The organism is Nocardia suismassiliense (genome assembly GCF_900269665.1).
Classification (GTDB): Bacteria; Actinomycetota; Actinomycetes; order Mycobacteriales; family Mycobacteriaceae; genus Nocardia; species Nocardia suismassiliense.
Map to the genome: position 1 here is coordinate 2,090,555 of NZ_LT985361.1, position 11,935 is coordinate 2,102,489.

15 protein-coding genes and 1 tRNA gene are annotated in these 11,935 nt (G+C 64.6%); 9 read left to right on the plus strand and 7 right to left on the minus strand.

The genetic code is table 11. The features are described 5' to 3' along the window. Positions 1-9 precede the first annotated feature (9 nt). The 6 genes from DBO33_RS43910 (at position 10) to DBO33_RS09225 (ending at position 4,370) form a co-directional block, all read left to right on the plus strand. Positions 10-792: a hypothetical protein gene (locus DBO33_RS43910; RefSeq protein WP_234390752.1), complete on the plus strand. Its 783-nt coding sequence runs from the start codon at positions 10-12 to the stop codon at positions 790-792. 135 nt (positions 793-927) lie between these two features. After that, the gene (locus DBO33_RS09210) at positions 928-1,194 is read left to right on the plus strand and encodes a hypothetical protein (RefSeq protein WP_107654658.1); all 267 of its coding nucleotides are present in this window, start codon (positions 928-930) and stop codon (positions 1,192-1,194) included. 333 nt (positions 1,195-1,527) lie between these two features. Then, positions 1,528-1,746 (plus strand): hypothetical protein, encoded by a 219-nt coding sequence (locus tag DBO33_RS42645; RefSeq protein WP_159080177.1) that lies wholly within the window; start codon positions 1,528-1,530, stop codon positions 1,744-1,746. Continuing rightward, positions 1,712-2,455: a cyclodityrosine synthase gene (locus tag DBO33_RS09215; protein WP_267897879.1), complete on the plus strand. Its 744-nt coding sequence runs from the start codon at positions 1,712-1,714 to the stop codon at positions 2,453-2,455. Before DBO33_RS42645 ends, DBO33_RS09215 begins: the two co-directional genes overlap by 35 nt. Then, the gene (locus tag DBO33_RS09220) at positions 2,452-3,642 is read left to right on the plus strand and encodes a cytochrome P450 (RefSeq protein WP_107654660.1); all 1,191 of its coding nucleotides are present in this window, start codon (positions 2,452-2,454) and stop codon (positions 3,640-3,642) included. The genes DBO33_RS09215 and DBO33_RS09220 overlap by 4 nt, the downstream gene beginning before the upstream one ends. 281 nt (positions 3,643-3,923) lie before the next feature. Beyond that, on the plus strand, positions 3,924-4,370 hold the full coding sequence (locus DBO33_RS09225) for a nitroreductase family deazaflavin-dependent oxidoreductase (RefSeq protein ID WP_107654661.1): 447 nt from the start codon (positions 3,924-3,926) through the stop codon (positions 4,368-4,370). A 145-nt stretch (positions 4,371-4,515) separates the two neighbouring features. Here DBO33_RS09225 and DBO33_RS09230 read toward each other — a convergent pair whose 3' ends face one another. Both DBO33_RS09230 and DBO33_RS09235 read right to left on the minus strand, forming a co-directional pair. Next, positions 4,516-5,241 carry a TVP38/TMEM64 family protein gene (locus DBO33_RS09230; RefSeq protein WP_107660101.1) on the minus strand — a complete coding sequence of 242 codons (726 nt, stop codon included), beginning with the start codon at positions 5,239-5,241 and terminating at the stop codon, positions 4,516-4,518. 138 nt (positions 5,242-5,379) lie between these two features. Then, positions 5,380-5,574: a DUF5708 family protein gene (locus tag DBO33_RS09235; protein ID WP_107654662.1), complete on the minus strand. Its 195-nt coding sequence runs from the start codon at positions 5,572-5,574 to the stop codon at positions 5,380-5,382. A gap of 111 nt (positions 5,575-5,685) precedes the next feature. Here DBO33_RS09235 and DBO33_RS09240 point away from each other — a divergent pair, with 111 nt between their 5' ends. Further along, entirely contained in the window at positions 5,686-6,318 is a 633-nt protein-coding gene (locus DBO33_RS09240; protein WP_107654663.1) for a TetR/AcrR family transcriptional regulator, read from the plus strand. Between the two features lie 15 nt (positions 6,319-6,333). On the opposite strand, the gene DBO33_RS09245 is transcribed toward DBO33_RS09240, so the two are convergent. The 4 genes from DBO33_RS09245 to DBO33_RS09260 form a co-directional block, all read right to left on the minus strand. Then, the gene (locus DBO33_RS09245; protein WP_107654664.1) at positions 6,334-6,867 is read right to left on the minus strand and encodes a GNAT family N-acetyltransferase; all 534 of its coding nucleotides are present in this window, start codon (positions 6,865-6,867) and stop codon (positions 6,334-6,336) included. Between the two features lie 46 nt (positions 6,868-6,913). Further along, the gene (locus DBO33_RS09250) at positions 6,914-7,447 is read right to left on the minus strand and encodes a GNAT family N-acetyltransferase (protein WP_107654665.1); all 534 of its coding nucleotides are present in this window, start codon (positions 7,445-7,447) and stop codon (positions 6,914-6,916) included. A gap of 83 nt (positions 7,448-7,530) precedes the next feature. Then, positions 7,531-8,340: an SDR family NAD(P)-dependent oxidoreductase gene (locus DBO33_RS09255; RefSeq protein ID WP_107654666.1), complete on the minus strand. Its 810-nt coding sequence runs from the start codon at positions 8,338-8,340 to the stop codon at positions 7,531-7,533. Between the two features lie 155 nt (positions 8,341-8,495). Continuing rightward, entirely contained in the window at positions 8,496-9,122 is a 627-nt protein-coding gene (locus DBO33_RS09260; protein ID WP_107660102.1) for a TetR/AcrR family transcriptional regulator, read from the minus strand. A 104-nt stretch (positions 9,123-9,226) separates the two neighbouring features. Between DBO33_RS09260 and DBO33_RS09265 the strand changes: the two genes are divergently transcribed. Both DBO33_RS09265 and DBO33_RS09270 read left to right on the plus strand, forming a co-directional pair. Continuing rightward, positions 9,227-9,418, plus strand: coding sequence for a hypothetical protein (locus tag DBO33_RS09265; RefSeq protein WP_107660103.1), 192 nt, complete (start codon positions 9,227-9,229; stop codon positions 9,416-9,418). 213 nt (positions 9,419-9,631) lie between these two features. Then, positions 9,632-11,323 (plus strand): SMI1/KNR4 family protein, encoded by a 1,692-nt coding sequence (locus DBO33_RS09270; protein ID WP_107654667.1) that lies wholly within the window; start codon positions 9,632-9,634, stop codon positions 11,321-11,323. 392 nt (positions 11,324-11,715) lie between these two features. On the opposite strand, the gene DBO33_RS09275 is transcribed toward DBO33_RS09270, so the two are convergent. Beyond that, positions 11,716-11,797 (minus strand) — tRNA-Leu (locus DBO33_RS09275). Between the last annotated feature and the right edge of the window lie 138 nt (positions 11,798-11,935).

The window sequence follows — 11,935 nt, forward strand, 5'->3', positions numbered from 1 at the left end:
GGAGGAAACATGTCGGACAAGTCGATTCGCGACTTGCTGTTCACAGATTTTGATGGCGCGCCGGTGGACGATCCCGATGATGTCATCCTCGAAGCGCTCGACGACCCCCGTTATCAGCAACGAATCGCGCCGCTTACGGAGTTTCTCGCGGAAGAATCGAACCCGCCTTACGAGCGCTTCCTCGCGTGCTGTGCACTGGCCTCGTGGGGCGAACGTGCCGGTTACCGCGCGATCGTCGACGCAGCGCGGGCAGGCAGCGAAACAGCATGGTACGGCGCGCTCATCGATCGCCGGTACTCTGCGGATGAAACGTTCACCCAACTAGCCGACGCCGTACGAGTCGGCAAGGACTTCGCGCGCGAAAAGTCTACCGAGATAGAGCGGTTGGCTGCCTTGCGGGCTCTGATCGGCATCGCCGACCGTCAATACTTCGACTGGCAGCTCGCCGGGGCGATCGATGACACCACAGCTGCCGCTATACGTGATGATGTGGTCGCCACAGTGCAGCGCGCCATCGCTGCGCTGACCCGTGGCGAGCGTCCGTCCTTCGACCTCGGCAGTCAGCTGGCAGGCTTGGTGGTTTCGGTCGCGACCATTGACGAGTCGACGGCCATCCAACTCGGCTACGAGCTGGCGCAAATCTCCACCTCACCGGGCACTCTCATCCGTCTCACCGCTATCAGCTCACATGGAACGAGTCCGGACAGTCGCTTGTTCGGCGAGTACCTCGGCAGCGTCGGTGATGAGCAAGTCAGGGCCGCGCTCGTGGACGCTTCCGGGAAGCCGAAATGACCGCGGCCGAGTAGCCGTGAGCTCGAGCGTGGCTTCTATACCCGCGATGGCCCCGACGGCAACGGCGATTGTGCCTAGCGGAGGTCGAGGCCGCTACTCTGGATTACGTACGGCGCGCTGGGGGAGGTAAGTGAAATGCCGCAACTGCGAAGGTTTCTCGTGGAAGCCGCGTATGCGATTCCGTTCGTGGTAGCGGTGGCATCGGTGCTGATGTTCGTACTCGGGTTCGACGGGGTATGGGTAGTCATGGTGTCGGTGCTGGTCGGCATGTTCATGGGCAAGGCCGCCGAAGGCTTGGTGGGTGTGGTTCGGGCGTATCGGTCTGCGGCGCAGCCTGTTTCATCGGAACCGGTCTGGCGGATCTGGCAGCGGCGAACGCGTCATGATGGTGATCTGCCGTAAGCACTGCGCCGTTTTCGGACGTCGTTGTCAGCGTGGGAGCTGATCGGTCAGTCCGAGTCGATCGGCGGATATGACCCAGCCTTGGCGTGGTCGCAGGAGACGGCAGGACCAGGGTGGTGGCTACTTTCAGGCGAAGACTGGGCTTATGTCGAGATCGCGGACGATGTGCTTGTCAGCGTGTCTGTCGGCATCGTGCACCGGAGATGCACCGTATATGAGGTCGCCCGCAGCTACCGAGCTGACTTGAGCAACCCGAACTGGACGCCGGATCAGTTCCGCCGGGATCCGGCCCCGACGGGCGAGCCTGGTGACCCGGCACGGAATTGTGCGATCATGAGAATTCGGCCCGCGGGTGCGCTGCGGGCGTTGGATCTCTCACCGTTGCCGAGGCCCGGTGAGCACCGCGAGGATCTGAAGCACTCGCGAGCGATGCAGGGGCTCGGGGACAACGGCGTGCACCACTGCCTCGGCAGAGCGGGTAATTCGGTAGATCCCCTTCGGCGAAAGGCGCGCAATCGTGACGTCGGCAACGCTTTCCAGATCTGCAGCTGAAGTATTGAAACCCATTGTCCAACAGGGCTTTCTGGTTCAGCCGTTCACTCGGCACTGTCAGGTGGTCCAGCACGATGGTGATCACGCGGTCATCGGTGTGTCACCAGGAAACAGTTACTTCTCGGGTCAGCGAATCCGGGATCTGGCCAAGTGGGGACTCGCCCACTTCGACCGAGTCGACATCGTCTACACCGATGTGTATGTGGCCGAAATGTTCGAAGCCACAGGGTATTCCGCGCTCGACGCCCGTCGTAAGGCAGACAAGAACATTCGTGGCGTGCGGGCCAAAATCGTTGCGGCGGTGGATGATGCTGATCCCAAGGGGACTCGGCTGTTCGCGAAAGCGATGTCGGAATTCAGGGCCAGCGAAGCGTACCGGGACTTGCACGCGGATCTCGTCAGGCGATCGGCCGACGACGAGGAATTCCGCGCCGTGTGCCATCAACTGGTGGCGCGGTTCCTGTCCTCGAAGGTGCTGGGGGGTCGCGCACCTACGCCCCGCCAGCACGAGGTGTGCCTCGACTACATCCGGGCCGAGGCCCCACTGTTCCTGGACACGCCCGCGATCCTCGGGGTGCCCTCGTCGCTGAACTGCTATCACCAACTGCTGCCGATGGCGGAACTGCTGTACGCGCGCGGGTCCGGACTTCGCGCCTCACGGAACCAGGGCCACGCCATCGTCACTCCTATCGAAGGAGCAGGCGCATGACAACCTTCGACACCTTGCTCGCTTTCCCGTTCTCCGCCCGCGGTGACCGAATTCCCCAGGAGGTCAACGCACTCCGCGAAACAACGCCTGTCCGCAAGGTACGCACCATCGCCGGTGACGAGGCTTGGCTGGTGAGCTCCTATGCCTTGTGCAAACAGGTTCTGGAAGATCGCCGGTTCTCGCTGAAGGACACCTCCGCGCCGGGAGTGCCGCGCCAGTACGCCCTCACCATCCCACCGGAGGTGGTGAACAACATGGGCAACATCACCGGTGCGGGTTTACGCAAGGCGGTGATGAAGGCCCTGAGTCCGAAATCACCTGGGCTCGAAGAGTTTATGCGGACCACGGCCACGAATCTGGTCGACGCCCTCGTCGCCGAGGGCGCGCCCGCCGATCTACGCAACGATTTCGCCGACCCGTTCGCAGCCGCCCTGCACTGTCACCTCCTCGGCATTCCACAGCAGGACGCATCCAAGCTGATGCGCAGTCTGCACATCGCGTTCATGAACTCCGCCGAACCCATCCCGGCCGCCGAGCTCAACTGGAATCGGGATATCGCGTACATGGTCGAACGTCTCGACGACCCGGAAACCTTCGGCCTGATGGCCGAACTCGCTGCCCTGCGCGATGATCCGGACTACGCGCAAGTCTCCGAACAGATGCTGGCCACCGTCGGAGTCACCTTGTTCGGCGCCGGCGTCATCTCCACCGGCGGCTTCCTCACCATGGCACTGGTGTCACTCATCCAGCATCCGGAACTGAAGGCGCAACTGCTCGCAGACCCGGCACTGATCCCCGCCGGAGTGGAGGAGTTGTTGCGCATCAACCTATCCATCGGCGACGGCCTGCCACGACTGGCGACCGAAGACGTCCAACTCGGTGACGTCCTGGTCAGCAAGGGTGAGCTGGTCCTGGTACTGGTGGAAGGCGCCAACTTCGACCCCGCCGCCTTCCCCGCACCCGAGACTGTCGACTTGAACCGCCCCAACGCCAGCGCCCACCTATCCTTCGGCGGCGGTCAACACTTCTGCCCCGCCACCGCCCTGAGCCGCAAGCACGCCCAAATCGGCCTGGAAGTCCTACTGAACCGCATCCCCACCCTCGACCTAGCCGTACCCATCGACCAGCTCGTCTGGCGCACCCGCTTCATGAAACGAATCCCAGAGCGCCTACCCATTTTGTGGTAGTCGCCGCCGTCCGATAACTCCCGTCCGAGGCGCGCCGCCTTCGACGGGAGTTGTCGGGTGAGCCCGAGGGTGAAGTCATCGAAACCTGCGTTGCTGTCGGTGAATTGACAGCCCACGACGCCGGCGGGTATCCATACGCCGCGCTCAGCTATGAAGTGTGGTGGCCGTCACAGGTGGCATGGTGTCGAGAACGATGTGTCCGCTCCGTCCCAGGGGCACGAGCGGCCACAACGGGTCGCCTGACGACGTACCAGGTTTCCGTTCCAGAGAGGACTTTCATCATGGCTGTCGCCAACGACCTCGACCGCGCCACCGACTCGCAGTGGGATTGGGTCGCTGATCAGACTCGGAAGTATCTGGCTTCAAATGGCACCGAGGGACACGAATCGAACGGTGTCTACACCCTCGTGCTGGCCACGACCGGACGCCGGACCGGCGTTGCGCGCCGCACGTGCCTGATCTACGGCACCGCAGGCGATGATTTCGTCGTCGTCGCCTCCAAAGGCGGGGCCGATGAGGATCCGGCATGGTTCAAGAACCTTCTGGCGGATCCGAGTGTCGGGGTGCAGGTCGGCGGCCGTCGATTCACGGCTCGCGCGCGGGTCGCATCCCCGGCTGAGCGGGAGTCCCTTTGGGTTCGAATGGCAGGCATCTTCCCGCTGTACGACGAATATGCGCAGAAGACGGACCGCGAGATCCCGATCGTCCTGCTCACTCCGCAGGACTGACCCACCCGCATCAACACCACCGTCCGGGCAACCGTTGGATCACTGATCGCGTGCGGCTTCCGCGTTCTCGATCGGTGGATCAGTATGCACAGCATCGGATCTAGAACACGCGGAGCTGTTCTGCCGAAGCTCGTTAGCGGTGGACCTAGGCGGCGGGGTCGCGCTTCGGACCGGCGTCCGGAACGGCGTCTCGACGTTCGCCGTGCCTACGCCAGCCGCGGTGTAATGCGACGGCACCGAGGATCGCGGTGACACACCACACCGCGATCGCGGTGTAAGCCAGGGGCGCCGACAGGTCGCCGATCGATGCGCCGAGTGCGGTGTAAACGAAGGCGCGCGGCGCCGAGCCGATGAAAGCGCCGACAGCCATCTGCCACACCGGAACGCCGAACGCGCCGAAGACATACGAGGCCAACGCGTCTGAAATCCCGGGCACGAAGCGCTGTCCGACCACAGCCCAGAGGCCGCGTCGCTCGATCTGCGCATCGATCTGCTCGGCGCGGCGGACCCCGATCAGCCTGCGCGCACTCTCGCGGCCCGCACGCCGCCCGAGCAGGCTGGCGATGACTGCCGTGCCCACGGTCGCGCCGAGCGTGACGAAGGTGCCCACGAGTGGACCGAACAGCAGACCGCTGCCCGCGGCCAGGATCGTGCCGGGGACGAAGATGGCGCCGAGGGCGGCCGAAACCACCACATAGACCAGCGGCGCGACCGGGCCGGTCGACTCGATCAGATCGCGCACGGCCTCGACGTCGATTACGCGGGCGACGGCGACGAGATAGAACATCACACACAGGAACGCGGCGAACAGCACGAGGCGGGCGATGTCCAGTCGCCGACTGATGCGGTAGGGGCTGCCGTTCTCGGTCATGATGCGGGCCATCTTGCCGCATGCCGACCGGACCCTCGAATCGACGGCGGATGTCCGCGGCATAGGGCAGCGATTCCGTTGCGGCGGTCCTGATGTCGTGCGCGCCGATATGTGGTCTATCGCTTAAAGCCCGAGGATCTACGTGAGGGATTTGCCGCCAACGGATTTGAAGAGTCCGTAGAGGACCTCCAGTCCACCGAGGACCATCAAGACGATGCCCAGCTTGGTCAGCGTGACGACCGGCGTCTCGACATCACCGGTGAACTGCCACAGCACGAAACCGATCACGAGGGTTATGCCGCCCATGAGCACGGCTTTGAATCCTGAATTCATATCCACCTCTTCAAGTAGTCCATACGACTGTACTGTACAGTCGTATGGGCCGATGAATCGTCAGGTCACGATCATCGCCACCGCGATAGTTCCCGAGCTGGAGGTCAATTTTTGACGGACAACGCGCACGCCCTGCGCCGCGCCGAGCTGCTGGAAGGCGTCCTCGATGTCGCGGCGACCCGCGGAATGGAGGCGGTGAGCGTGCGTGAGGTCGCCGCGCAAGTCGGAGTGTCCCCGGCGAAGGTGCAGTACTACTTCCGCACCAAGGATGAATTGCTGATCGCCGCATTCAGGCACGTCGAACAGCTCCTCTACGACCGCGCGGCGCAGGTGAGCAACGAGCACGGCGTGGCAGCGGCACTGCGGGCGGTCATGGTGGATTGGCTTCCGGTCGACGCGGCACGGGCGCGGTTGGTGAAGGTATGGATCGCGTTCCTCGCGCGTGCCGTCGTCACCGACGAACTCGCCGCGATCGAGTCGGCCTATCAGCGGCGCACCCAGGCGCAACTGATCGAAGCCATCGAATCCGGTATCGAATCCGGCGAATACGCGGCCGAGGTCGATCCCGCACTCGAGGCGCGACTGCTGTCCGCACTGGTCGAGGGGCTCTCGGTGCGCATGCTGACCGACCCGGTCGGTCTGCCCGCCGATACCGCTATCGCGACCCTCGACGCGCACCTGGCCGTCCACCCCAGGCGGGCAGACCGCCGCGCCCCGTCGCACGCGCAACACCGCGCTGACTGAGGTGGCTGTGGGCGCTCAGAGCCTGGGCTTCACCATGTGGACCGCACCGCTGATGTGGTTGGGCGGCAAAGGATCCGGTGTGGGCAGGAGTCGGTAGCCCGCGTTCTGATACATGCGGATGTTGCGTTCGCTGCGTGCGCCGGTGAACAGGATGAATTGCTCGACGTGCGGGGGAGCGAGGCTTTCGATCAGGCGCAGCAGGTGGGAACCGGCTCCTCGGCCGGTCAGGTCGGGAGCGACCATGAGCCGGCCGACGTGCCAGTCGCTGCCTTCGACCTGACCGCGCACCGCGGCGACCAGACGCCCGCGTTCCCGCACGACCAGAGTCGTCGATGTGGTCGCCCATGCCAGTACCTCGTTGTGGGTCTCGTGCAGTGGGGGGAGGTCGAGCATGTCGTTGAGCACTGCTTCCGGGACCCAGCAGCATCGTTGCAAGACAACGAGTTCGGCGAGATCGTCTGCGGTGAAGAGGGACAGTGTGGAGTCGGGGAGCACGTCCGACAGGGCGTCGCGGGGTAGATCTATCTGCTGCGGCGACTGTGCGGCCATGGGCGGTTCCTAACCAGTGGTGCGGATGGACAATGCGGCGTGCCAGTCAGCGCATCGGCTTGTGGAAGATGAGGAAATCGCACGGGGTGGCGAGCAGCGGCACCAGGTGCGGATAGCTCTCCTCCAACTCACCCTTACGCTCGAGGACGTACCCGAGCCGCAGATACCAGCCGCGCAGAAACTCTTTCACCGGATGCGCCCAACTGCGGGGCACCAGTAGCTCCAGCTGCGCCGTCCGCGCGCCCTGATCGACACAGTGGCGCTCAGCGAAATCTACCAGGACACTGCCGATTCCGGTGCCGCGCTGCTCGGGCGCGCACGCCAGCATGCCGAATTCGCCGATGCCATCGGCCAATTGCCGAATGCAGACGGAACCAACGATTCGGCCATCTTCATCGCGCGCCACGGCGACATGACCCTCGGTGATCAACCCGGCCAGCTCGGATGTCGTTGTGCGGCTGGCGCCGTCACGCCACAGACCCGCTTCGGCCACCTCGTACACCCGATTCACCAGGTCGGTGAGCTCCGCGAGCAGCGCGGTATCGCCCGCCGCCTCCGTCGGCACCATCTCGATGGACACCCTCGAAACTCCTTCTCGCATCGTGACGTTTCCCGCGCCCACGATCACACGGCGACGGCGGCAGCCGTGGCTTGTAGTCGGCCTTATGGCAGGCCCATGGTTCTGGTCAGCAGCGTGTCCATGGTTCGGACCGGCAGCAGTCGCTTCAGCGCGACAGTGATGTGTGCGTCGGCACCGACGAGGTAGCGCGGGCGGGGACGGCGTGCGGTGAGCGCTCGCTCGACGACGGCGGCGACCCGCTCCGGCGCTCCGGCACCAGCCTCTATCTTTTTGTTGAACCGAGTGGCGGCATCCATGGCCCGGCCGTACCGGCGCTCCGCCGTCTCGCCCATGATCGTGCGGTCTATCTGCACTGCTGCTTCGGTTTTGGCCCGATTCCGCGATGTGAAGCTACCGGGATTGACCACGACGACTGGCACACGCCAGGGCGCTAGTTCCTGGCGCAGCGAGTCCGCGATCGCCTCAACGGCGAACTTCGAGGCGCTGTAGGCGCCGAGGAGCGGGGTAGCGACGAGACCTGCGGTCGAACTGATCATGACGAGGCGTCCCCGTCCAGCCCTGATCGCAGGCAAGAACGCCTGGGTCGCGGCTACGACCCCGACAACGTTGATCTCCAGTTGCTCGCGCAAGCGGTCGAGAGGTATGTGCTCCATGGGTCCGGCGAAGGTGACTCCCGCGTTGTTGATCAAGCCGCTCAGCGGCCCGACATCCCTCGCTGCCGCAGCCAGCTGCGCAGCGTCGGTGACGTCCAGTGCTACCGGCCGGATGCACGGGTGGGCTGGCGCGTCGGCAATCCGCCGCACTCCGGCCACAACCTCATGCCCACTCTCAGCGAGTCTGACGGCAACCGCTCGACCGATGCCGCTGGAGGCGCCCGTTACGAGGAATGTCATTCTGACCTCTAGTTCGATATGCGTGTTGAAAGTGACGCGCAGGGCCCGAGTCGGTCTTTACTACTGGTCGAACCTAAAACGCGGCGACGACCGGCGAAACCGCCAGTTGGCCGAATAACTCCGCCGACTGGATGGCCGGGCCAGCCGATAGGTCCCTAGCTGAAGTCAGATCCTCGACGCCCGTTCACAAATGAGTCCAGCCGAGCGAAAACTATGTGTTCGGCTTGACCGGCAGTGATGTTGCCGGTCAGGGTCAGTCCGGCAAGGCCTGTGGACAGGGCGAGGAGTTCGCGTGCGGCCGCTGCAACGTCGAGACTGGTTGCGACCGTGCGGCTCAGAAGAAGTGCGATCAGGTCGATCAGCCCGCCGTAGCCCTGGGTCACCTGGACGGCGAGACTCGGGCGCGGCAGCGCGTGTGTCTCGAACGCCTGCATGATTCGGAACAGTCGGCGGTCGGCGGCTGTTCGCGGAATAGTCTCGGCGAGGATCGCGCGCAGCACCGCGATGGGGTCGTCGGTGCCCGCTGCCGCGACTCGCTGTTGAACTCGGTTGCCGCCGGCCTCGGTGATGCTGGTGAACGCTGCCGCGAGCAGATCGTCCTTGGTCGGGAAGTAGTGCTGGACTCGGCCGATGGAGACGCCGGCCTGCTGGGCGACGTTCCGGATGCTCACCCCTTCGACCCCTTCGGTATCCACGATCGTGAACACCGCCTCCAGGATCGACTGCCGTCGCTCGTCGTGCGCGGTACCCAGACCCCGCACTGCCGCGCCCTTGCCGCCCACCACCAACTCCTTTCCGTATCGATCGTATTGGTTTGACTCTAGTCAAAGCCGCAGCTAGCCTTGCGACATCAAAGCAATACGCTCGTATTGATAAGGGAGAAATGATGCTCGAAACACTGGGGTTGCTCCTGCTCATTCAGGGCATCGGCGGGCTGATCAACAACCTCGCGGGGGGTTCGAAGAGTTGGTTCGTACTGAACTATCTCGACCTGCCGGACTGGGCTCGGCTGGCCGGCTACCTGATCCTGATCGCCGTCAGCGCTGTGATTCTGCTGTGGCGCAAAGCTTTCCGCTGAGCGTGTCAGGCACCTGGCTATCCAAGCCCGGTCGCCGACGCTGAGATGGTCTCTGGCCGTTGATCTTCCGCAGACCCGCGCTGGTCACTTCAAACCGCGCGGGTCGCGGCGATTCAGTGCGTTGTGGGCCGGCAGGCCCGTCCCTGCCGGAGCATTACCGACCGTGGCCTCCGAGCAGGCATCGGTGTCAGAGGTGGATGTGATGATCGGACGATGCACGTTAGCCCCATCGAAGAGTCCTGGCGTCGGATCGACTCCTGGCTCGCCGCGCATGCGCCGCGCACCTTCTCATCTTTGCGCCCACCCGCCTCGCAGGCGGCCATCAGCGCCGCAGCTACCGAGTTGGGGGTGGAGTTCCCCGCGGATCTGATCGCGTATCTGCGGCACCACGACGGAGTCTCGCCCGGGGAGAGGGGTTATGTCTCCCCGGAGGAGGGCGGGTTCAGCTTTCCCGGCTTCGAGCCCTACACCCTCGCCCAGATCCTCTCCTCGGGTCGGAGCCAACAGGAGTCGTGGGTCAGGTACGAAGGGGACCCGCTGATGGAGGGCTTCTGGCACCACGATTTCGTACCCTTCGCCCGCAATATCAGTGCCGACGGGCTGGTCGTGGACTGCCGTCGAGGCGAGTCGTTCGGCGCGGTAGGCCGGCAGCGGGAGGCTGAGGGCGTGAGCTTCGGGGAATGGAGAAGCCTGGCGGCCTTCCTGGAACAGATCGCCGACTCCTTGGAGGGCGGAACCGTCATGACGGTGGGGCTGTCCTATGTGCCTGTCGTCGACGACGGGATGCTGCTGTGGGAGTACGCTCCCGAACGGCCGGCCGAGCCTCGGTCCCTGTTCGACCTCGGGCTCGTCGACCCGGTCATCGCCGCGCCGGGCCGGACGACTTCCCACGCCACGCTGAACCAGAACTGGCCCAGCGGTTACGACAATTTCTGCCTGACCTTCGCGCAGGACTTGGACGAGACCGAACTGCTGCGCCGGTTCGGCGCGCTACCCGAGACCCGGCGCCCACGGTGGCGGGAGGAGGCAGCAATTTTAGAACAGCGGCAGGACGCTCGCGTGCTGCTGCCGGTGGTCCGCGTGGGAACCCACGGCGGTTGGGCGTTCGGCATCGAGGAAGGTCTTCATCTTTTCGAGGGCATACGCGACGAGGTGCTGCGCCGTGTGTCCGGTGGCACCCGCGTGGTGTCCCTGAGCTATTGGGACGACGGCACGATCTCGGTGTCCCTTTTCGACAACGGCGAACTGGTGACGAGGTACGACACCCGATCGGCTGTCCCGCACGGCGCGGGCGACCCGTTCGAGGTCTTCCCCGGTCTGCCGACGCCCGTTCCGGAACCCACACCCGAGCAGCGGCGGGAACGGCTGCTGGCGGTGTGTGACGCGGTCGTTCGCCGCTGTGGCATCCCACTGCCACCGCCCGGCCTGGCCGGGGAACTCGACAGCGCGCGCATCCTTCCCCTGCTCCCGGACAACAACTTCGGGTACCCGGAGGACAACTTCAAGACACCCGTGCCTGACCGGTTTGCCTCCCTCGTCGACGCCGCGACGCCCGAGCGCCTGCGCCGCGTACTCGCCGCACAGATGTCGTCACTCGCCGCCGAGACCGGACTCGATACCTATGCCGAGGTCACTGCCGCACTGTCCTTGCTGAGCGAGGAGGATCACCCCGGCGTTGCCGAGGATTCCGCCCTCGACCTGCGGCTGCGCCGCGTGCATGCCGAGGCTCAAGTGATCTTCGCCGAGTGGAAGGACCGGTCTGTCTGGCAGGACCGCGCCATGGCCGCCCGCGCCCTGGCCGACGCGCTCAACCTGTCGGCCCGGGAATCTCTGGGCTTGGTCGCGGGGCTGCGTCAGGACCCCCATTGGCGGCAGGATTTTCGCAAGCAGTTGACCGACGACTGATTCCTGCTTTCGTGAGCTCGTCGACGGACGCCGCTACTTCCAGGCGAATGCTGGGCTGGCACCCTAGCGCGCAAAGGATGTGCTTGTCAGCGAATCGGCGGTCATCGTTTACCGGCGACACACCGTTGGTGGGGGCGACGTCAGCTACTCGGACAATCTGGGCGCGGCGAACTGAACGGTGGATCAGTTCCGGTGGGGGAGTTTGGCAGAACCGGCGCGGATGGTCTGTATATCCATGTGGAAGCGCCTGTGGGTATCGCAGGGGAGTGCTGCTTCCGGCAGGCGGACGGCGCGTTTGCGCTGATAAACGCGGGTAACCGGCGGTGGTGACCGGGTGTTCGAGAACCCTCGGACACCCGACCTGCGGTTGCGTCACGCGTGACGCAAAGCTGTGCGCGAGAGGGGACTTGAACCCCTACGTCCGTGGACACCAGAACCTAAATCTGGCGCGTCTGCCAATTTCGCCACTCGCGCGTGATGGTACGACCGTGCAAACTCTACCGGGCTTGACCGACTTCGCGAAGCTCCGGGCGGGCGTGGCGTACTGGTCGGTAACCCTACCAGGGATTATAACGATTAGATAACTGTCAACATGAGGAGAGCTCATGTTTC

What these genes read in the sequence shown, in the direction of transcription:
- DBO33_RS09225 (WP_107654661.1), top strand. Translation starts at nt 3,924, where the DNA reads ATGGCTGTCGCCAACGACCTCGACCGCGCCACCGACTCGCAGTGGGAT.
- DBO33_RS09235 (WP_107654662.1), bottom strand. Translation starts at nt 5,574, where the DNA reads ATGAATTCAGGATTCAAAGCCGTGCTCATGGGCGGCATAACCCTCGTG.
- DBO33_RS43910 (WP_234390752.1), top strand. Translation starts at nt 10, where the DNA reads ATGTCGGACAAGTCGATTCGCGACTTGCTGTTCACAGATTTTGATGGC.
- DBO33_RS09265 (WP_107660103.1), top strand. Translation starts at nt 9,227, where the DNA reads ATGCTCGAAACACTGGGGTTGCTCCTGCTCATTCAGGGCATCGGCGGG.
- DBO33_RS42645 (WP_159080177.1), top strand. Translation starts at nt 1,528, where the DNA reads ATGAGAATTCGGCCCGCGGGTGCGCTGCGGGCGTTGGATCTCTCACCG.
- DBO33_RS09270 (WP_107654667.1), top strand. Translation starts at nt 9,632, where the DNA reads ATGCACGTTAGCCCCATCGAAGAGTCCTGGCGTCGGATCGACTCCTGG.
- DBO33_RS09220 (WP_107654660.1), top strand. Translation starts at nt 2,452, where the DNA reads ATGACAACCTTCGACACCTTGCTCGCTTTCCCGTTCTCCGCCCGCGGT.
- DBO33_RS09245 (WP_107654664.1), bottom strand. Translation starts at nt 6,867, where the DNA reads ATGGCCGCACAGTCGCCGCAGCAGATAGATCTACCCCGCGACGCCCTG.
- DBO33_RS09210 (WP_107654658.1), top strand. Translation starts at nt 928, where the DNA reads ATGCCGCAACTGCGAAGGTTTCTCGTGGAAGCCGCGTATGCGATTCCG.
- DBO33_RS09255 (WP_107654666.1), bottom strand. Translation starts at nt 8,340, where the DNA reads ATGACATTCCTCGTAACGGGCGCCTCCAGCGGCATCGGTCGAGCGGTT.
- DBO33_RS09230 (WP_107660101.1), bottom strand. Translation starts at nt 5,241, where the DNA reads ATGACCGAGAACGGCAGCCCCTACCGCATCAGTCGGCGACTGGACATC.